8 protein-coding genes and 1 pseudogene are annotated in these 20,244 nt (G+C 66.8%); 5 read left to right on the plus strand and 4 right to left on the minus strand.

Going from position 1 to position 20,244, the window contains the following annotated elements:
* Positions 1-12: 12 nt before the first annotated feature.
* Genes NJD74_RS09775 through NJD74_RS09785 form a run of 3 tightly spaced genes read right to left on the minus strand, consistent with a single transcriptional unit; the run spans position 13 to position 11,076 of the window.
* Complete coding sequence (locus NJD74_RS09775; RefSeq protein ID WP_019182850.1) at positions 13-420, minus strand: hypothetical protein; 408 nt, start codon at positions 418-420, stop codon at positions 13-15.
* A complete protein-coding gene (locus NJD74_RS09780; protein ID WP_319624065.1) occupies positions 417-9,272 on the minus strand; it encodes a hemagglutinin repeat-containing protein in 8,856 nt (2,951 codons plus the stop codon). Before NJD74_RS09780 ends, NJD74_RS09775 begins: the two co-directional genes overlap by 4 nt.
* Positions 9,273-9,327: 55 nt before the next feature.
* Positions 9,328-11,076 (minus strand): ShlB/FhaC/HecB family hemolysin secretion/activation protein, encoded by a 1,749-nt coding sequence (locus tag NJD74_RS09785; protein WP_319624066.1) that lies wholly within the window; start codon positions 11,074-11,076, stop codon positions 9,328-9,330.
* A 474-nt stretch (positions 11,077-11,550) separates the two neighbouring features.
* On the opposite strand from NJD74_RS09785, the gene NJD74_RS09790 reads away from it, so the two are divergent.
* From NJD74_RS09790 to pgaD, 5 genes and pseudogenes are all read left to right on the plus strand, one after another.
* On the plus strand, positions 11,551-12,762 hold the full coding sequence (locus tag NJD74_RS09790; protein ID WP_319624067.1) for an MFS transporter: 1,212 nt from the start codon (positions 11,551-11,553) through the stop codon (positions 12,760-12,762).
* Positions 12,763-13,108: 346 nt separating this feature from the next.
* Entirely contained in the window at positions 13,109-15,142 is a 2,034-nt protein-coding gene (pgaA, locus tag NJD74_RS09795) for a poly-beta-1,6 N-acetyl-D-glucosamine export porin PgaA (RefSeq protein ID WP_319624068.1), read from the plus strand.
* 10 nt (positions 15,143-15,152) lie between these two features.
* Positions 15,153-17,048: pseudogene (pgaB, locus tag NJD74_RS09800) on the plus strand (poly-beta-1,6-N-acetyl-D-glucosamine N-deacetylase PgaB).
* 7 nt (positions 17,049-17,055) lie between these two features.
* The gene (pgaC, locus tag NJD74_RS09805; protein ID WP_019182844.1) at positions 17,056-18,303 is read left to right on the plus strand and encodes a poly-beta-1,6-N-acetyl-D-glucosamine synthase; all 1,248 of its coding nucleotides are present in this window, start codon (positions 17,056-17,058) and stop codon (positions 18,301-18,303) included.
* A complete protein-coding gene (pgaD, locus tag NJD74_RS09810; RefSeq protein ID WP_019182843.1) occupies positions 18,300-18,785 on the plus strand; it encodes a poly-beta-1,6-N-acetyl-D-glucosamine biosynthesis protein PgaD in 486 nt (161 codons plus the stop codon). The genes pgaC and pgaD overlap by 4 nt, the downstream gene beginning before the upstream one ends.
* Positions 18,786-18,881: 96 nt before the next feature.
* Here pgaD and NJD74_RS09815 read toward each other — a convergent pair whose 3' ends face one another.
* Positions 18,882-20,144, minus strand: a complete 1,263-nt coding sequence (locus tag NJD74_RS09815) for a glutamate-5-semialdehyde dehydrogenase (RefSeq protein WP_319624069.1) — start codon at positions 20,142-20,144, stop codon at positions 18,882-18,884.
* Positions 20,145-20,244: the final 100 nt, after the last annotated feature.

The raw sequence follows: 20,244 nt of genomic DNA on the forward strand, positions 1-20,244 counted from the left end.
TGGTCACCGCACTCAGTCCACCGGGAACCCACCAGGCACGAACTCGAATCCTTTCCCGGTCATGCACGCATCACTCAGCTGACTCAGCCGCGTACCAATTTCCTTGCGCCGCTTTTTCTGCGCAGCGGTACGATCAGCGTGCCAGATCTTGGTAATCACCGAGCTCTCCTTCAGCAGCCCGGCGTACTCTTCATTGTTCCGCAATTCCTGACTGCATTGCTGCCGAGCCTGGTCCGCGTCGGCTTTGCTGGCACCTGCCTTACGCCAATGCTGTTTGGTGGGCATGACGCGAACGGAACCGGCCGGAACGGGTCCAATGTCCGTTGTGGCCACCCGGCCCGGCGCCGCAGGTGCCGTGGCACATCCGGCAACAGTGATAAGCGCGGCCGCCGCCAGCATCGAGGTGTACTTCCTGATCATCGTTTTTCAGCCTCACGTTTGGGGACCTGCCTGACAGGTTGATTGATCTTACCGATGCCCCACACCTTGTCCGTGATGGACCGCAGCTCCGTACCGTCCGCGGGCAGGTAACCCACGTAGGCACTGTGCGACCCCGGGAAGCTGCCCTGATTCTTCTCGGAGGTCGCCGGGTTTCCGCCAAGAATGACGCGCCAGCTGCCTACGATGTCCGTCGGATGAGTGTTCTGCCATACCTCTCCCCTGGCGTCACCAATCAACCCGACCAACCCCAGCGCTTGCTGTGCATTGGCTGCAGCCCCGTTGTAGAGGATGTAGCCGATGGGGAACATCTTCTGGTCGTCGCCTCGAAGCTGCAACATCGCATTGGTGAAGGTCATGCTGCCGCGGCTGTGATTGACGGCATTGAACTCCCATCCCTCCTCCCTGGCACGCTCCAACAGCGCAATGTTGGCCTGCGATGCGGCCGTCACAGGCAGCATGACGCCCGTAAGGCTGCCCAGGATGCCATTGGCTTTGTCGTACATCGCATACAGCCCTTCGGCCACCTTGTTGCCGGTGTAAGGGTTCAGGATGTAATACACCCCGGACGCGTTGGCTTCATTGGTGTTCTGCTTCGCGCCTGTGGCAAGCGCGTAGGGCTCAGCGTTGAAAATGCCGTTGTTGAAGATGTACAGCTTGCCGTCAATGGCCTGGACATCCTCCAACGCCAGTTCGGTCTGACGGCAGTTGGTCCCGCCCGCTTCACAGGTCTGCAGGACAATGCGACTTTGCTCCGTCGCTGCTTTATGCACCAGATCCGTCGTCCAGGCAGTGCCTTGGCGGAAGGCTTCGCCGGTGATCGCGTGCTCCGCAGCGGCACGCTCTTCGAGACGCTCAAGATCCATCAGCGCGGCAGATTGATGGGCGTTCAGCGTGTCGCGATTCAGCCCGGCCACCTGTTGTTCTGCCCCCTTGCCAGTCAGCGCGCGCTGGAGCTCATCATCCGTGATCAACACAGCGCCATCGCTGATCGCCGCACGGGTTGTCCCCTGCGAGCCGTCACTGGCGTCGCCATGGATCAGCTTGTTGCCGATGATCGTCTTGGTGGCGCCGTACAAGCCGGAGAAGGTTTCATCGGTGACACCGATTCCGCCGCTACTGGCCTTCGCGCTCGAAGCGTTCTCTATGTCGCTGACAACCAGTGCAGCTGTCTGAAGTCGATTCCTGCCGGCATCAATTGCTGCATCGCTGGAGCTGATTGCACCACCGACAAGCTGTGTCGTCCCATCCACATTGATCTGGAAGCCGCCGTCCCCCGCACGAATGGCCGACTGCTCGGTGACACTGGCAAATTCACTGTCGCTCTTCTGGTTGAGCATGTAGGCACTGCCACTGAAACCCGCACCGAAAGTGACGCTGCCCCCGACGGTTCTGTCCTTGCTGTGGAAGCTGTGGGTATCCTGCAGACTCTCCACCGCCAGGTTGCCACCGACGTTCATTGCCACCTGCTCACCTGAAACTACCGCGCCACGCAGCGTGGTGTCGCCGCCCGATTCGATGACCAACGACTCTCCTGCAGTCAGGTGCGTCGTGTTCCAGTAGACGTCCTCGCCCTTGCCGCTGCCCCGCGAAGCACTGGCATTGGCCGTGATGCCGGCACTGGCACCGCCCGAGCCCACAGCGATGGCCACGCCTACGCCGCCACTGGCGCTGCTGCTCTTGCGCTCCATCTCGATCACGTCACGGGACGCAAGAAGCGCGACGTCTCCGTCCGCCTTGAGGCGGATGTTGCCGTCTGCCGTTACGTCACTGCCCTGAATCGTGATATCCGACGCGTTGCCAGCGCCCGTGGCACTGATCCGGACGTCGCCGCCGGCCCGGATCGATGACGCTGCCGCCGTGTCGCTCTGCGTTGTCGTCCGGCTGTCGCTCTTGCTGGCCCCCACGGTGATGGAAATGTTCAACCCGCCAGCCGCGCCTGGATCCGCGCCGACCGCATCGACGCCTTCCTTCACCGCACCCGCTGCTGTCGCAGCACCCATCGCCTGCTTACGCCAGTCAGAGGTCTTGCTGGTCGCACTTGCCATGTTGCCGGCGGTCTGCAGTGCAGTGATCACCGGCGCAGTGACCGCAACAGTGAGACCGGCCTGCCTGAACTTGCTCTCCTGCGCCGTCGTCTGCGTTTCGCGGGCCTCCAGAATCGCGACCTCACGCGCGTGGATGTCCACATCGCCCTCCGGCGCGAGGACGTCACTGCCAATCTGGCGATACGCCCCGCCCGCCAGCAGCACGACATCGCCTGCGAGCGAGCCGACGGTCGACCCCGCCGCGGTGTTGCGCGTGGCCTTGTTGTCGTCGCTCTGCATCTGCGTGCCGGCCGTGATCGCAGCGCCACCGTTGTAGATCAGGCCACTCTGCTCCTTCTTCTTGAAGTGGCTTTCCGTCGCCGATTCGCGAGCGGCCTGGATCACCAGATCCTGGTCGGCGGCAATCGTGGTGCCGACATCAGAGATCACATCGCTGCCGGTGATGGTGACGTTGCGTCCTTGGATGGCCACTGTGTTCCCGCCAACCGTGCTGCCCTGGGCAACGGTTTCATCGAGGCTGTCGCGGGTGGTGCGGGTCGTGGTGTTGAGCAGGCCGCTATGCCGGTGCTTTCGACCCTCGCTCCAGTTGTAACTGTCTTCGGACACCCCGATGTTGAGGTTGCCGCTCGCCACCGCGACCAGGGCACCCTCGGCGCTGTTGACCGTCGCTGCCTGCAACTCCATGTCCCGACCTGCCTGCAGCTGGACATCGCCGACAGTCCGGACATTGGTACCAACGCCACGGCTGTACCCGCTGCGCAGATAATTGTCGGCATTGCGCACGTTGTTCTCCTGCCGCGCCTCCCGTACGGTGCCCAGTGACAGGTCGCGACCGGCGGCGATCACCGTTTGCCCACCGGAGCCCGCGTTGACGATCTCGGCTCCGTCAAGACGAACATCACGCACCGCGCTCGCCAGCAGCGTGCCACCAGCCTCACTCACGAACAACCCGGCCACGCGGTCGATGTTGGTCCTGCTGAAGTCGCTCAACCCCGCGGTGTTCTGACCGCTGCGGGTGGTGGTGACCAGGTTCAGATCACGGCCGGCGCTGGCGACCAGCACGCTGCGCGCATCGATCAGGCCGCCTAGGTTGTCCAGATCGGTACGCGCGTTGGCACTGACCGTGTCACCGCTGATGCGGCCGTCCAGGTTGCGCAGGTTCTGCGCGTCGATCTTCACCGCGGTGCGGCCAGCGATGGTGCCACTGTTGACCAGATCGCCGCGCAGGTTCAGCTCCACCGAGCGGCCGGCCAGCAGCGTGCCGGTGCCGTCGATATCGCCGGGTCGCACGCGAACATACACCTGCGGGACCAGCGCGGTGGTGGTGCTGCCATCGGCCAGGGTGACGCGCTGCTCGACCAGCCAGACGATGTCGCTGGTGAGCTGGGCCATCTGTGCCGGGGTCAGCGCCACGCCGGGGCGCAGGCCCCATGCGTCGGCGATGGTGGCCGCATTGTCGAGCAGCGCGCGGTATTGCGCTTCATCGTCGGCATAGCCATCCAGGAAGCGGCGGCCGGTGAGCTGGGCGACCTGATCGCGGACCAGCTTCTGTTCGTAGAACCCATCGCCCAACCGCTTCTGCACGTTGGCCGGGTCCACGCCCATCTTCTGCAGCAGGTACTCCGAACCGAGCCAGTTGCGGTAATCGGCAAAACGCGGATCGGTTTCGACCAGGTATTGGCCGGCATTCGGCCCGCTCTGGAACAGGCTGCTCTGCGGCAGTTCGGCCTCCACGCCGATGGTGCGGATCACGGTCGGCTGGTTGCCCGCCGCGCCCTGCGCACCGGTGCCCGCCGTGCTGCCGGGACCGGCCAGCGAGGCCACGCTGGCGCTGACTTCGGTCACCTGGCGCTGCCCACCCACGGCACCGGCACCGGCCGCACCCCCGACCTGCCCACCGACGGAACCGGTGCTGACCCCGCCCACCTGGTAGCCGCTGCCACCGTCGCGGGTGTGCTCGGCCGTCCGGGTCACGCCCAGATTGATGGTGCGCACTTCATCGGCCGGGCGATAGGCGATCTTCCGGTCCCACTTGCGCTCGTGATAGCGCTTGAAACCACCGCGCCAGCGACTGTAGGTGTATTGGCTGGTGCCTTCCTCGTGCACCCGGTACTCGCCGAATGCGTCGATGTTGCGGAGGTTGCCAAGATCGCCCAGCAACGCGCCGCCGGCCAGGATCTGGCTCTTGTCGTTGATCAGCTCATCGCCACGCAGCGTCATGTTGCCGCCGGAAATGATGCGACCCGGCGCGCTGGAGGTGACCTGGGTTTCGTACTCGGTGTGGGTGACGTCGTACTGGGTCCAGTCCTTGACGTCGCCGTTGCCGTTCTTCCACCAGTACTTGCCGGCACGGCTCCAGCTGGACCAGGTGAACTCGCTGGCATCATGCATGCCGGGCGTGCCCTTGGGCTGGATGTACAGCTTCTTGGTCGGGCCCACCACCATCACTTCAGTGGTGGCGAAATGCTCGTTGCTGTTGAGCAGGCGCGTGGCATCGATACTCAAGCCACCCAGCGACTCGATGGTCGCGCTGGCGTTGTGCACCGAGCCGGCGCGACCGACTGCATGGCCCTGCGCATCCAGCGCACCGCCGATGTTGAGTGCATTGTCGCCACCGCCGGCACTGAAGATCAGCGCCTGCTCGCGGTTGACCACGGTGCCGGCGCCGATGTCCAGGCGCTCACGCGCAGCAATGGTGGCTGCGCGGGTGACGCCCTCCAGCGTTTCATCACTGTTGACCAGGGTCGTGGCACCGATCGACAGGCGGTCGCCATAGATGCGGCCGGTGCCAACGTTGAGGATCACATCGGCATCGATGCGGGTATCCACACCGTCGATGAGCCCGCGGTTGCCGAGCACGCCATCGGCGCGCACCTGGGTGCGGATGCCGCTGATCTCGCCGCTGGCGAGGTTGTCGATCTGGCGTGCGTGCAGCGCCAGATCACCGGCCTGCACCTTGCCCGCGTTGGTCCACAGCCCCTGCGTGGAGACCGTGGCCTTGCCATTGGCGGTGATCTGGCCATCGTTGCGGTAATCCTGCTGCAAGGCCAGCACCAGATCGCCCTGCGACAACACCCGGCCGGTGCCATTGAGTGCGTTGGCATGCAGCGCCTGGTTGCCCGCCGACAGCAGCGTGCCATCGGCGTTGCCGACCTGGCCGGCGCGCACGTCCAGACTGCCCGCCGAGGACACCAGCCCCTGCTGGTTGAACAGTGCATCGCCGGCCTGCAGTGCGATGTGCTGGTCGGCGGCGATCATGCCGGTGCTGTTGTCGATCTGCGCGGCGGCGAGATCCACGCTGCCGCCCTGCAGGCCGAGTGCAGTGCTGCCGCCAGCGGTGGCGCGGTTGTCGATGCGCGCGGCATGGGCGACCAGATCGCCACCGGCCACGGCCAGGCCGGCCTGGTTGACCAGCTCACCGCTCAAATCCAGCGTCAGATTCTCGCTCGCCTGCAGGCGGCCGCCGCTGTTATCCACGCGCTGCGCCTGCAGCAGCAGTGAGGCCCCGCTGCCGACCTGCCCGCCGCTGCGGTTGTCCAGCGTGGCCAGCCGCGCGTCCAGCGCCGTCTGCGCCTGGACAAGGCCGGCACGATTGTCCAGCTCACCGGCACGCAGGGTCAGCCCGGCACCGCTGACGATGCCACCGCGCGCGCCCGCGTCGGTATTGCCCAGCTGCTGGCCGTGGGTATCGATGCGCATCGCCGCACTGGACTGCAGCAGGCCAGCGCGGTTCTCCAGCGCACCACTGCGGGCATCCAGCGTGCCGGCGGTGGCGGCGATGATGCCCTCACTGTTGTCCACGCTGCCAAGGCCGGTGTCCAGTGCAAGGGATGCACCGGCCAGGGTGCCGCGCACGTTGGCCAGTCCCTGGCTGGCGACCGAGAGCGCACGTTCGGCCTGGATCACACCGGCGGTGTTGTCGATATCGCTCGCGCTGTCGAGCGTGACATCGCCCTCGATGGACGCCAGCGTGCCGGCGTCACGGTTGACGATGCGGCCGGCCTGCACCTGCAGCGTGCCGTTGGCAGCGACGGTGCCGGCGCTGTTGTCCAGCGCCTGCGTCACCGCCACGTCCAGCGTATCGCCCGCGTTGACGGTGCCGCCGCGGTTGTCGAGGCTGCCGGCGCGCAGCTGCTGCGCACCGCCGGAGGCGACCAGGCCGCCCTGGCGATTGTCGAGCAGGCCGTCCACGTCCAGCTGCAATGCACTGTCGCCGGCCGCCTGGACCGTGCCGGCCTGGTTGTCCAGCTGGCCGGCCCGAAGGCTCAGATCACCGGCACTGGCCAGCGTCCCGCGCTGGTTGTCGATCGCGCCGCTCACCTGCAGCGTGGAGGCCGCCTCACCTGCCGCCAGCAGCTTGCCGTCGCGGTTGGCCAGGCTCCCGGCCTGTACGGCGAGCGCACCGTTACCGATGATCTGGCCGTTGTCGTTGAGTAGCGCGTTGGTCACCCGCAGGGCCAGCGCGTCGGTGCCGGTGGCGATCAGTTCGCCACGACGGTTGTCCAGCTGCCCTGCATCGATCGCCATGCGCGCCGCCGAGGTGATGCCACCGGAGACATCAATCGCCTGCCCCTGCAGCTGCAGCGCGCCATTGCTCAGCAGTTTGCCGCCCGCCCCGGCCAGCGTTGTGGCGTTGATATCCAAACGGCCGCTGCCGGCCTGCTGCACCTGGCCGCCCGCGTTGCGCAGCAAGGTGGTATCGATGGCCAGATCGCCGTTGCTGGCGAGCGTGCCGCCGTCGTTGTCCAGTGCACTCGTCGCCCCGATACGGTTGCCCTCGCTGCCCGTGGCCAGCAGCTGGCCGCCACGGTTGTCGAGCGTATCAACCTGGACATCGAGCGTGCCGGCCTGCAGTTCCGCCTGGCGGTGATCGACCGTCCCTGCGCGCAGGGTGAGTGTCCCGGCCGTGGCGATCTCGCCGCGCTGGCCGTCCAGCATGCCGGTGGTGAGCTGCAGGCCGTCGCTGCCGGCGTGCATCAGCTTGCCATCGGTGTTCACCAGCACCGCGCTGGTCAGTGCCAGCGCGGCAGCGTTGCTGGCGAGACTGCCGCCGGTGTTGTCGAACGTGCCCGCCACCTGCAGCTGCGCAGGTGCGCTGCCGCTGTGGGCGATCGTGCCGCTGCGGTTGGACAGCTGCGCGGTGCGCGCATCCAGCGCGCCGCCGACGTTCATGACGCCGGCGTCGTTGTTCAGCGCCTGGCCCTGCACTAGCAGGTCGCGCCCCGTGGTCAGCTCGCCCTGCCGGTTGGACAGGCCGCCCCCCTCCACGGCCAGATCGCGCACCCCGAGGCGACCGCCGTCGTTGTCCACGTCGCCCGCGCGCAGATCGATATCACCCCCGGCAAGGACCGCGCCGGCATCGTTGTCGAGCACGCCGGCAATCATCACGCGGCCCTGTGCGAGCGGCGCGGTGGCCGGCGGTGTCGAGCCCGGGGTGCTGCCATCGGTGCCACCGTTTCCGTTGCCGGTTCCCGTGCCCGGGCTGCCCGTGCCGTCGCCATCGCCCGGTGAGGTCGGCGTCGTACCGTCCTGCCGGGCCAGTGCGCCGATGCTGCCCTTGTCACGGTTCTGCAGGCGCCCGCTCTGCACCGCCAGGGCCTGCACGCCAGCCTGTTCGATGCTGCCGCCGCGGTTGACCAGCGACGCCGCCTCCAGGTCCAGACGGGTACCATTGAGCTGGCCACCCGTGTTGTCCAGATCCTGACCGGTGCGCAGGTTCAGTTCACGCCCGGCACTGACCAGCCCTTCGTTGCGCACACCGCCGCTGGCAGCGATACGCGTATCGTCGCGCGCCTGCAGTTTGCCGGTGTTTTCCAGCCGGCCATCGACAGTCACGACCAGTTCGCCGGTCTGCGCCCCGAGGTTGCCCGCGTTGCGCACGCCCACGCCGTGCTCGGTGCCCATCAGCAGGATCTTGTTGGCGTACATGCCGCCCAGCTGGGCCACATCGAGCGCGTACTGCGGCGCATTGCCTTCGGCGGCCTGCGCCTGCACGCGGCCCAGATCGGCGCTCACCGTGTTCGCGCCGGTGGTGACCTGCAGCTGCTGCGCCCACAGGCCCGCATTGAGCTGCACCGAGCGTGCGATCAGATCGGTGTAGTCGACCCGGCTGGCATCCATGCCGGCACCGAAGATGTGGATCGCTCCGCCCTGCACGCGGTATCCCTCCAGCGCGCCGCCATTGAACATCGGGGTGCCGGTGGTGAGGGTGATGCGGTTGGCGTTGATGAAGCCGCAGCCATCGCAATCGATGCCGGCCGGGTTGGCGATCACCACCTGCGCGCGGTCGCCGGCCACTTCCACATAGCCGCGCAGCTGGCTCGGGTTGGCGCCATTGACCTCGTTGAGGATCACCCGTGCGGTGCCGCCGGCCAACCACGGATTGCCCTGCACCCAGCCACCGAGCTGCGACTGCGTATTGCCGCGTGAGTTGTTGAGGATGGCGCCCTGCTGGTCGACATCGAAGCGCTGGTAGGTGTTGCGCGAAACACCGGCAGCACTCGGCGTCTGGATATTGATCTGCGGCGTGCCGTTGGCGGTTTCCAGCACGGTCGGGCGCTGGTTCCCGGGGGCATTCGGGTCCGCGACCACCTGCGCCGCCGCCAGGCCGGTTACGCCTACCCAGCCCAGCATCACCCACAGCGCGAACGCCATCGGGCGCAGTGCCGCCGTGCGATCGCCATCCTGCCCGGTACCGGCGCCGCCGGGGCGCGGGGTGATCTCCGCAGCGACCTGCCAGAGCATGAGGGCGTGGTTGAACACGAGGCGGTACAGATGCTTGTTCATGACAATTCCTTTGTATGCGTGCGGTCGGTGCGGCGCGAACGCGCCCGCACTGAAATCAGAACGACCAGCTCAGGGTGAATCCGGTGACGGTGTAGGCGTTCTGGAAACCAGAGGGCTTCTTCAGCGGGGCGCCGACGAAGCCGTCCCAGTACAGGCCGCGATACGACCCACGCAGGCCGATCACGCTGCCCGCCAGGTCATTGCCTACCTGCCATTGCGTGGCGCTGCCGCCGACATGGCCGTAATCGGCGCCGACGTAGAATTCCTGCCCGCCGCCCAGGGCCAGGCCGATGTCGTTGCGGATCAACCAGCCGCGCTCGCCCATCAGCGACATCTCGCCATCGAAGCCGCGCACGGTGTAGCGGCCGCCGATCGCGAAGCGGTCCTGCGGCACCAGCCCGCCACGGTTCCATTGCGCTCGCCAGCTGCCGGTGTAGCGCAGGCGCTGCTGGCCGAGCTGGAACGGGAGGCTCAGCTGCGCGTCGGCGAAGTAGATCTTCGGGTGCGAGGTGGCTTCACCGAACAGCTCCTCGGGCGCTGCGATCGAGCCGAAGGCCCCGGTGCCACGGCGGAAGCCGACAGTGCCATCGAGCGTGGCCTGGCCGATGAAGTGACGGTGGTTCAGGCCGAGCTCCCAGCCGCCCGTGCGCCGGCGCTGGACCAGGATTTCGGTGTCGTCGATGAAGTTGCGCGAGTCGCGCTCCCAGGCACGCAGGTACATGCTGGTCTTGCTGCTCGCGTTGCGGAACAGCAGGCGCGTAGCCCGCACTTCGGCGTTGTAGCTCTCGCCGCTGTAGAGATACGACTGCTGGTTGCCGGCCACGGTCTGCTCGTACTCGTAGCCGCTGCGCGTGGCGCCGAACAGCCAGTAGCCGACCGGCACGGAGTAGTGGAAGGTGAAGCCCTTGGTGCCGCGCTTGCCGCCGCTGAACACGTCATGGTTCAGGTTGACGTAGAACAGGTCGTTCTGGCGCAGCGCGTGGTCCAGCGACATCGTCGCACCGGCCTGGGTCTTGCCGGTGGCCTTGCTGCCGGAATCGTCCAGGCTGAGGTTGAAGCGGACCAGCCGTTGCTGCGACCACTGCACCACCAGGTCGCTCTGGCCAGGTGCGGCGTCGGCGCCTTCGGCCGGGCTGATCTGGATGTCGGCCTCGGCGGTCGGCACGCGCTTGAAATTCTCCAGCCCCTGTTCGATATCGCGCAGGTTGAGCAGGTCGCCACTGCGTGCCGGGATCGCGTTCCACAGGGTGGCGTCGCGATGGGTGCCCTCTGCGAAACGGATCTGGCGGAGCGTGCCGGGCACCGCGGTCAGTGCCAGCGTGCCGGTGGTGAGGTCCTGCGGCTGGGCCAACACGCGCGTGGTGACGTAGCCGCGCTCGACGATCGCGTTCTGTACCCGCGACATCACCACGTTGATGCCGGCGGTGCCCAGGCAGCGGCCGAGCGCCGGATCGCCTTTGACGTTGGCTGCGGGCAACGCCCACTGGAAACGGTCGGCCTGCTCGCCTTCCAGGGTGATCCGGTTGATCACGAAGCAGGGTGCTTCGTCCTGGGGCAGCCGCTCCGGTGCGGCCACCGGTGCGTCCTGAAGACGTGCATCGGGCCGGGTTTCAAGCTGCTCGCGCAGGGCGCGTTCGCGCTCCTGCTGGCGAAGCAGCTCCTGATCGGGGGCGGGCAGCTGCTGGGCACTGGCCGGCAGATAGACCAGGGCCAGCGCGGCCGCCAGCGGGGCCAGAAGGAGGGTGCGCCGGGAAGCGCCATGGGAACCGGCGCGAGCCGGGGTGGGTAGTACGGTGTTTGGCATGCAGGATCTCGAACGTGGGCTGGCACGAACCATCGTTCGCTATAGACCGCCCCTATGGAGGCCCGCCAATTTAAGAGCTATTCGCGACATGAGAACCGTCAAAAACCCCACCCACCCCGTAAGAGAACTACCCGCTCGCTTGTAGGGATTTTCCTAAATAGTCATTTTTTTGACGCAGCGCACATGGAAGGGGACCGCGTGGCCCTTGTTGTGAAGGCGTTTTCACACGTAGCGCCCCGCACTGCGCGCGGCGCGGCATCGTTCCCGCGGCCGGGCCTGTCGCGTCGGCACGGCATCACCTCGCCCCACCCTGCGCGACCTGTCGGGATCGAACCCGTACAATGCCCAGTCCTGGCCCTGCTTACGGCAGCGGCCCAGTCCCCTACCCCGCAGCTGCCGGCCACTGGCCGGTCTCTGCCGTTGCACCCGCGCGCCGGCATGGCCGCGGTGCGCCACCTGTCAGGAAACATGCAGATGACTCACCCCACCCCACCGTCCCAGTCCCTGCTGCACGGGCGCCTTCTTGCATTCGCCGCGATCCTGCTGGCCGCGTTGAACCTGCGCACCGCGGTCACCTCACTGACCCCGCTGCTGGATGTGCTCGGCCAGACCTTCGGCTTCGGCACCACCATGACCGGCGTGCTTGGCATGCTGCCGACCGCAGCGTTCGCCCTGTTCGGCGTGACCACCCCGGCAGTGGCGCGTCGCCTGGGCCTGGAACGGACCGCCCTGCTGGCCATGAGCCTGGCCACCGTAGGGCTGCTGCTGCGGTCGATGGCCGGCGGCGTGGGCAGCCTGCTGTTCGGCTCGGTGGTGGCGCTGGCCGGCATGGGCATCGGCAACGTGGTGGTACCGCCGCTGGTGAAGCGCTACTTCGCCAACCGCGTGGGCACCATGAGCACGCTCTACATCACCGTGTTGCAGATCGGCACGATGATGCCGGCCCTGCTGGCGGTCCCGGTCGCGCAGCAGGCGGGCTGGCGTGTGTCGCTGGGCATCTGGGCGCTGATGTCGCTGGCCGCGGCGCTGCCGTGGCTGATGCTCTCGCGTGCACGGCCGCACCCGGACACGATCAGCGCGGCCAACGATCCGTCCAGCGCGCCGCACGGCAAGGTCTGGAAAACCCCGCTGGCCTGGGGCATGACGCTGATGTTCGGCATGACCTCGCTGATGACGTACTCGATGTTCACCTGGCTGCCGCGGATCGTGGTCGAAGCCGGTGCGACGCCGGCCTTCGGCGGCATCATGGTGGCCATCTTCGCGGCCTGCGGCCTGCTGCCGTCGCTGACCATGCCGGCCCTGGCCGTGCGCCTGCGCAACCCGTTCGGGCTGGTGCTGATCGGCTTCAGCGCGTTCCTGATCGCCTTCGCCGGCCTGTTGTTCGCGCCGATGAAGGCCCCGTGGCTGTGGGCGGTGCTGCTCGGCATCGGGCCGTCCACCTTCCCGCTGGCGCTGACCCTGATCAACCTGCGTACCCGCACGCCCGCCGGCTCTGCCGCGTTGTCCGGCTTCATGCAGGGCGTGGGCTATGCCTTCAGCTGCCTGGGCCCGTTCCTGTTCGGCTGGCTGCATGCCGTCAGCAACGGCTGGCACCTGCCGTTTGCTTTCCTGGTGCTGTGCGCGGTGGTGCTGTTGTGCGCCTCATGGGTCGCCTGCAAACCGCAGAAGCTCGAAGACCAGTGGTAAACGCCGCTGGCGCGTCCATCTACACGCGTTGTGCGCAACTGCTGACGTAGCGTGTCGCTAACTGACCCGGTGGGCTGCACCGGGCAGCGTTCGGAGCCTCTGGCGTCGCCAGCCGGCTGAACAGCTTCATCGCGATGCAGTGCGCCGTCCTTGGCTGCGACATGGCCTGAATCTGTAGCGATTCAATGACTTGCCTCTCCCCTCCGGGTTCCACCCCGGGGCTGATGGGTCGTACCCGCGTCTTAACGATTTGGCAACAACTGCGCAGTCAGGCACGATTGGCATGTGATGTGCGTCACACTTTTGACGCAACACACCTTTGAAAGGATGCTCCAAGGGGGGTTCCATGTACGACCATCGGCCGCTGGCGCTCTGCGTCGGCCTGGCATGCGCGACACTCGCTTTTTCCGCTCCGGCGGCTGCAGCCACTGCGCGGGACAACGCATTGGCCGAGATCGGCCAGTTCCGGGACCATGCCCAATGGCTGGATGCACTGGCGGCGATCGAGCGGGCACGGGTGCAGTCGCCCGACGACGCATTGCTGTATCGCCTGCAGGTGCTGACCCTGGCGGACATCGGCAACGCGCACCGCGCCTGGCAGCTGTACCTGGCGCGCCCCACCCTGTTCGATGCGGCACAGAAAGAACGGCTGGAAGGCAATTACCTGGCCAAGCTGGTGGGCTGGAGCCTGGCCTATGGCCCCAGCGAGGACACCCGCCTGGATGAAGCCGATGCCGCGCTGGTGCAGATGCAGCAGTACCTCGAACGCGATGGCACCACCGTGCAGCAGGCGCCGCTGCGGATCCGCCATGACCGGCTGATCCTGCTCAACCGGCTGGGCCGCCATGCGCAGGTTCGCGAGGAGTACCGCACGCTGCTCGCCGAGGGCCACCCGGTGCCGAACTATCTGCTGGCCGCCGTCGGCGATTCGCTGATGGCCACGCAGCATCCGGCCGAGGCGATCCCGGTGCTGGAAGCCGCACTCAAGGCTGACCCGTCGCTGCCGCAGGCGCGTTCGGAACTGGCCTATGCGTATCTGGAGGACGAGCAGGCCGACACCGCGATCGCCCTGCTGAAGAAGTGGCAGGCCGATGAGCCCGCGTGGCGCTGGGCCAACGGTGCCAAGGCACCCTATCCGAACTGGCCGCGCTACGAGGCCGACCTCAACCTGGCCATGGTGCGTGCCTACAGTGGCGACCTGCCCACTGCGCAGCGCGATCTGGAGAAGATGGTCGAGATCGGGCCAGGCAATACCGGCTCGCAATCCTCGCTGGGCAACATCTACCTGATGCGTGGCTGGCCACGGCGGGCGCTGGAGCGCTACAGCATGGCCAACACGCTGGACCCGCGCGACGTACCGGCGCGGCTGGGCCAGTACGACGCCTACGTGCAGGTGCAGCGCGATGACCTCGCGCGCCCCATCCACGACACGCTGCTCGCTGCCTACCCCAACCAGCCCTCCGTGCAGCGCATGGACCGCAGCTGGCGCGCGCACCGTGGCTGGCAGTGGCATGCCTACGCCGAAGGCGGGCGCAGCTCCGGCGGTGGCGGTGCGTCACCGCTGGGCAACGATGACGGCCGCTACGGCGTTGAAGTGCAGTCGCCGGTGCTGGACGACCGCTGGCGCCTGGTCGCGTTCGCCGATCGGCGCAGTGTGGATTTCCAGGACCAGACCATCGACCCGCTGCGGATCGGCGTGGGCACCCGTTACCGCTACGGGCGTGCCGATGCCGAAGCCTTCGTCAACCGCGCCAACGACCACATCGGCGATACCGGCCTCAGTGCCGGGTTCGGCTGGCAGTTCAGCGATCAATGGCATGCCGGCATCACCGCCGCACGCAATGATCCGGATGCCTCGATGCAGGCGCGCGTCTCAGGCATCACCGCCGACAGCATTGCGCTGGCAGCCGACTATCGCCGCGATGAACGTACTCACTGGAGCCTGGGCGCCAGTCAGTTCCGCTACGACGACGGTAATCGCCGCGATACCGTCAGCACCGCCATCAAACAACGCCTGATGACCCGGCCGACCGTGTTCGTGGATGGCCTGGGCAGCCTGTACGCCAGCCGCGGCAGCCGCGACGACGTGCCCTACTTCAACCCATCCGAGGACCACTCGGTGGAGATCGGGCTGCGCGTGGACCAACAACTGTGGCGTCACTACGAACGCCACTTCCGCCATCGCCTGACGGTCTCGGTGGGGCAGTACTGGCAGCAGGGCTATGGCAGCGCGATCGTGCCTTCGGCCGAGTACCGCCACGAGTGGCAGCTCGGCGAAGGCCGCATTTTCGAGTACGGCATCCGCTGGTCGCGACCGGTCTATGACGGACAGCGTGAACGACATATCGGCCTGGATGCCGGCCTGCGGTGGGGAGAATGACATGCGGCACATGGACTTGAAGCGTTGGACCCACTGGCTGTTGCTGGCCCTGCTCACCGTGGTGCTGCCGGCACAGGCACAGCAGCCGCCGGCCGCACTCGATGCCGCCGACAACGGCCTGCTGGTGCTCAGCTACCACGACATCCGTGACGAGGTGGCCGAGCGCGGCGACCCGGATGCGTATGCCGTCAGCACGCAGAACTTTGCTGCGCACCTGGACTGGTTGTCCGCGCATGGCTACCACCCGGTGTCGCTGTCGCAGTTGATCACTGCCTCGCAGGGTGGCACCCCGCTGCCGCCCAAGCCGGTGCTGCTGACCTTCGATGACGGGCTGCGCAGCGTGTACAGCAAGGTCTTCCCGTTGCTGCGCGCCTACAACTATCCGGCGCTGGTCGCCGTGATCACCGATTACGTGGACATGCCGGCCGGGCGCCAGATCGATTACGGCTACCGCCCGTTCACCCGCGATGATTTCCTGACCTAGGCGCAGCTGCGCGAGATGCAGAAGAGCGGGCTGATCGAACTGGCCAGCCACACCGACAATCTGCACCATGGCGTGCAGTCCAACCCGCAGGGCAACTCCACGCCGGCGGTGATCACGCGCATCTACGACCCGACCCGCAAAGCCTATGAAACCGCGGCCGAGTACGAAGCCCGCCTGCGCGCCGACCTGGGCCGCAGCGTGGAGCGCATCGAGCGCAATGTCGGGGTCACCCCGAAGGCGATCGTATGGCCGTACGCCGCCTACAACGCGTTGAGCAACGATATCGCCGAGCAGTTGGGCATGCCGGTGTCGTTCGACCTGGAAGGGCGCAGTACGCCGGTCAAAGCCGATCTGCATGGCCTGGCGCGCCTGCTGGTGACCAACAACCCGACCGTGGTGCAGTTGGCCTACGAACTGCGCCGGGATGTGGAACGCGATGGCATGCGTGCGCTGCAGATCGACCTGGATGCCGTCTACGATGCCGACCCGGTGCAACAGGGCAAGAACCTGGATGCGCTGATCGACCGGGTCAAGAAGATCGGCCCGACCCACGTGTTCCTGCAGGCCTTCGCCGATCCGGACGGCAATGGCTCGGCTGATGCGCTGTACTTCCCCAACCGGCATCTGCCGGTGCGTGCGGACCTGTTCAACCGCGTGGCGTGGCAGCTCAAGACCCGCGCCGGGGTGAAGGTGTTCGCGTGGCTGCCGGTGCTGGGTTACGAGCTCAAGGACCCGGCCATCCGCAAAGCCCTGGCCATCGAGAGCCCGGAAAGCGACGGCATCTTCCGGCTGGACTTCACCCGGCCGCAGGTCCGCAGGATCATCGATGACATCTACGAAGACCTGGCGATCAACTCGTACTTCGAGGGCCTGCTCTTCCACGATGACGCCTACCTGCGCGACACCGAGCTGACCCAGTTGCCGCCCGAAGGCGAGGATGGCGCACGTACACAGGCGCTGATCGACTTCACCCTGGAGCTGCGCAACGCCGCGCAACGCTGGCGGCCGAAACTGGGGACCGTGCGCAACCTGTATGCCCAGCCCGTTCTGGAACCGCAGAGCGCCGGCTGGTTCGCCCAGCGCCTGGACCTGTTCAACAAGGCCTACGACCACACCGCCCTGATGGCGATGCCGTGGATGGAAGGCAGCCGCAGCCCGGAACGCTGGCTGGACCGGCTGGTGGTGGCGGTGAAGCAGCACGATCCGCAGTTGTCGCAGACGATGTTCGAGCTGCAGACGCTGGACTGGCGCACCAGCAAGCCGATCCCCGGCGACCGCCTGCGCGCGCAGATCCGTCGTCTACAGGCGCAGGGCGTGCGTCATTTCGCCTGGTATCCGGATGATTTCATCGCCGGACGTCCCTCCACGTATGACGCCCGCGCGGCCATGTCGGCCCGCAGCTTCCCGTACGAGGAAAAGTGAGGTCGCCATGCATCCTCTTCTCTACGCGCTGTTCCAGTTCGCCTTCTTCTACCCGATGGTGATGGCGTTCTTCTGGATGTCCGGCGGCCTGTATTACTTCTTCCGGCGCGAGCGAAAGGCCCGTGACCGTGATGACCCGCCGCCGATGGATGTCTATCCGTTCGCCTCGATCCTGATCCCCTGCCACAACGAAGCGGAGAATCTGGACGACACGATTGGCTCGGCGCTCAAGCAGAATTACCCGGATTTCGAAGTCATCGCCATCAACGATGGCAGCAGCGACGATACCGGCGCGCGGCTGGATGCCCTGGCCGCCCTGCACCCGCGGCTGCGGGTGGTGCACCTGGACCGCAACCTGGGCAAGGCCAATGCGCTGCGCATGGGCGCGCTGGCGGCACGTTCGGAGTTCCTGGTATGCATCGATGGCGATGCGATGCTGGAGGAGTACGCCACGCACTGGATGGTGTGGCACCTGACCTCGGGCCCGCGCGTGGGCGCGGTCACCGGCAACCCGCGCATCCGCAACCGCTCCACCCTGCTTGGCCGGCTGCAGGTGGCCGAGTTCTCCTCGATCATCGGCATGATCAAGCGGGCGCAGCGGGTGTACGGGCGCATCTTCACCATCTCCGGGGTGATCGCCGCGTTCCGTCGCACGGCCCTTCACCGGATCGGTTACTGGTCCGATGACATGGTGACCGAGGACATCGACATCAGCTGGCGCCTGCAGCTGGACCATTGGGACATCCGTTACGAGCCCAATGCGCTGTGCTTCATCCTGATGCCGGAAACCTTGAAAGGGCTGTGGCGGCAGCGCCTGCGCTGGGCCCAGGGCGGTGTGGAAGTGCTGCTGCGGCATGGCGGCTCGCTGTTCCACTGGCGCAAGCGCCGCATGTGGGGCGTGCTGCTGGAGTACATCCTCAGCGTGCTGTGGGCCTACACGATGCTGGCGATCATCGTGCTGTGGGCGGTGGGCAAGTTCATGGTGCTGCCGCCGGAGCTGTACATCGCCACGCTGTTGCCGCAGTGGCATGGCGTGATCCTGGCCCTGGTCTGCCTGATGCAGTTCGCCAGCAGCCTGATCATCGACCGCCGTTACGAAACGCATATTGGACGTAACTACTTCTGGGTGATCTGGTACCCGATGGCGTACTGGCTCATCAGTCTGTTCACGACCCTGGTGGCGTTCCCCAAGACGTTGTTCAAACGTCGTGGCAAGCGCGCGGTCTGGGTCAGTCCTGACCGGGGTATCCGATGAACACCGTCAAATCCACCCGCCGCTTCGATTCGCGGCTGATCCAGAAACCGCGCCAGCAACCGCGCCTGCAGCGCACCGCCTGGGGCTTTGTGACCATCGCCTTCTGGGCGTTCTACTTCTACCTGTGGGCACCGCTGGTAACGCTGATCTCGTGGCTGCTCGGCGGGCGGATGGCGTGGGCGCAGCTTTACGAACAGAAGCAGACGGTCGATCCGTTCGTGGTGATCGCGCTGCCGGTGATGCTGGTGTGCTGCGCGGCGCTGCTGATCGCCTGGGCCGAGTACAACCGCATGCGGTTCACCGGCAAGGAGCGCCGGCTGCCGCATGACGATGTGACCCGCGAGGAGATGGCGCACGACCTCGGCGCGAGCGTGGCCGTGGCCGCGTCGCTGGCCGATGGCAAGTCGGTGACGCTGCACATGGACGAGCACGCGCGGCCGGTACGGGTCACCGCGGGGGCATTGGCGGTCGCATACCGGTAATCGCGCGGGTGTTGGCAGACCGGTAGTGCCGGCCGCTGGCCGGCGCCACGGATTGCCAGGATGCGAAGGAGCCGGCCAGCGGCCGGCTCTACCGGGTCACGCGCGCGTCTGGCCTTCGCCGCGGACGACGAAGCGTTCGACGGTGAGCGCCTCCAGCCCCATCGGGCCATAGGCGTGCAGGCGGGTGGTGGAGATGCCGATCTCCGCACCCAGGCCCAGCTCGCCCCCGTCGGAGAAGCGCGAGGAGGCGTTGACCATCACCACCGCCGAGCGCAGCGCATGCACGAAGTGCTCGGCTGCCGCGGCGTCTTCCGTGGCAATCACTTCGGTATGGTCCGAGCTGTACTGCTGGATATGCATCAGTGCCTGTTCGAGGTCATCGACCACGCGCACGGCGATGATCAGATCCAGATACTCGGCGGCGTAATCCTCCTCGCTGGCCGGCTCGGCATCGGGCAGCCGCTGCCGCGCCACCGCGTCGGCGCGCACCCGCACGCCGCGCTCGGCCAGTGCCTGCGCGGCCAGCGGCAGGAAGCTCGGCGCGAGGTCGGCATGGACCAGAAGCGTCTCCAGCGAGTTGCAGGCCGAGGGTCGGCTGCATTTGCCATCCACCAGCAGGCGCAGCGCAAGCGCGGGGTCGGCGGCGCGGTCCACGTACAGATGGCAGACACCCTTGTAGTGCTTGATCACCGGCACACGGGCATGCTCGGCCACGAAGCGGATCAACCCTTCCCCACCACGCGGAATCGCCAGATCGATCACATCGTTGAGCTGCAGCAGGGCAAGCATGGTCTCACGGCGCAGATCCTCCACCAGGGTCAATGCGGCATCGGCGACGCCCGCCTCGCGCAGCGCGCGCTTGAGCGAGGCGGCAATGGCAGTGTTGGAGTGGATCGCCTCCGAGCCACCGCGCAGGATCACGCCGTTGCCGGCCTTGATGCACAGCGCGGCGGCGTCGGCGGTCACGTTCGGGCGCGCTTCGTAGATCATCGCGATGACGCCCAGCGGCACGCGCACTTTCTGCACCCGGATGCCATTGGGACGCACGTCATCGCGGGTCACCTGCCCGACCGGATCGGGCAACGCAGCGACCTCGCGCAGCGCGGCGGCGATACCGGCCAGACGCTGCGGGTTCAGTGCCAGGCGGTCCAGCATCGCGGTGCCGATGCCCTTTTCCGTCGCCGCCGCAAGATCGCGGGCGTTGGCCGCGAGAATCGCATCGGTATCGGCTTCCAGCGCGGCGGCCATCGCGTCGAGCAGATCGGCCTTGGCCGACGCAGACAACTGCGCCAGCTGCCGGGCAGCGTCCCGGCAGGCCAGCGCCTGGCTGCGGATGTCGGTGGTGGAGCTGGCGACCATCTCAATATCCTCGGAAAAAACGGTAGGGCCACGCCATGCGTGGCCGGGGGATGTCGAACGGACCCAGGTTGCGCAGCCACGCATGGCGTGGCTCTACCGT

The sequence above is a fragment of the Stenotrophomonas sp. RG-453 genome, assembly GCF_033843685.1.
In the GTDB taxonomy this organism is placed as follows: Bacteria; Pseudomonadota; Gammaproteobacteria; order Xanthomonadales; family Xanthomonadaceae; genus Stenotrophomonas; species Stenotrophomonas bentonitica_A.

What these genes read in the sequence shown, in the direction of transcription:
- pgaD (WP_019182843.1), top strand. Translation starts at nt 18,300, where the DNA reads ATGAACACCGTCAAATCCACCCGCCGCTTCGATTCGCGGCTGATCCAG.
- NJD74_RS09775 (WP_019182850.1), bottom strand. Translation starts at nt 420, where the DNA reads ATGATCAGGAAGTACACCTCGATGCTGGCGGCGGCCGCGCTTATCACT.
- NJD74_RS09785 (WP_319624066.1), bottom strand. Translation starts at nt 11,076, where the DNA reads ATGCCAAACACCGTACTACCCACCCCGGCTCGCGCCGGTTCCCATGGC.
- NJD74_RS09780 (WP_319624065.1), bottom strand. Translation starts at nt 9,272, where the DNA reads ATGAACAAGCATCTGTACCGCCTCGTGTTCAACCACGCCCTCATGCTC.
- NJD74_RS09790 (WP_319624067.1), top strand. Translation starts at nt 11,551, where the DNA reads ATGACTCACCCCACCCCACCGTCCCAGTCCCTGCTGCACGGGCGCCTT.
- pgaA (WP_319624068.1), top strand. Translation starts at nt 13,109, where the DNA reads ATGTACGACCATCGGCCGCTGGCGCTCTGCGTCGGCCTGGCATGCGCG.
- pgaC (WP_019182844.1), top strand. Translation starts at nt 17,056, where the DNA reads ATGCATCCTCTTCTCTACGCGCTGTTCCAGTTCGCCTTCTTCTACCCG.
- NJD74_RS09815 (WP_319624069.1), bottom strand. Translation starts at nt 20,144, where the DNA reads ATGGTCGCCAGCTCCACCACCGACATCCGCAGCCAGGCGCTGGCCTGC.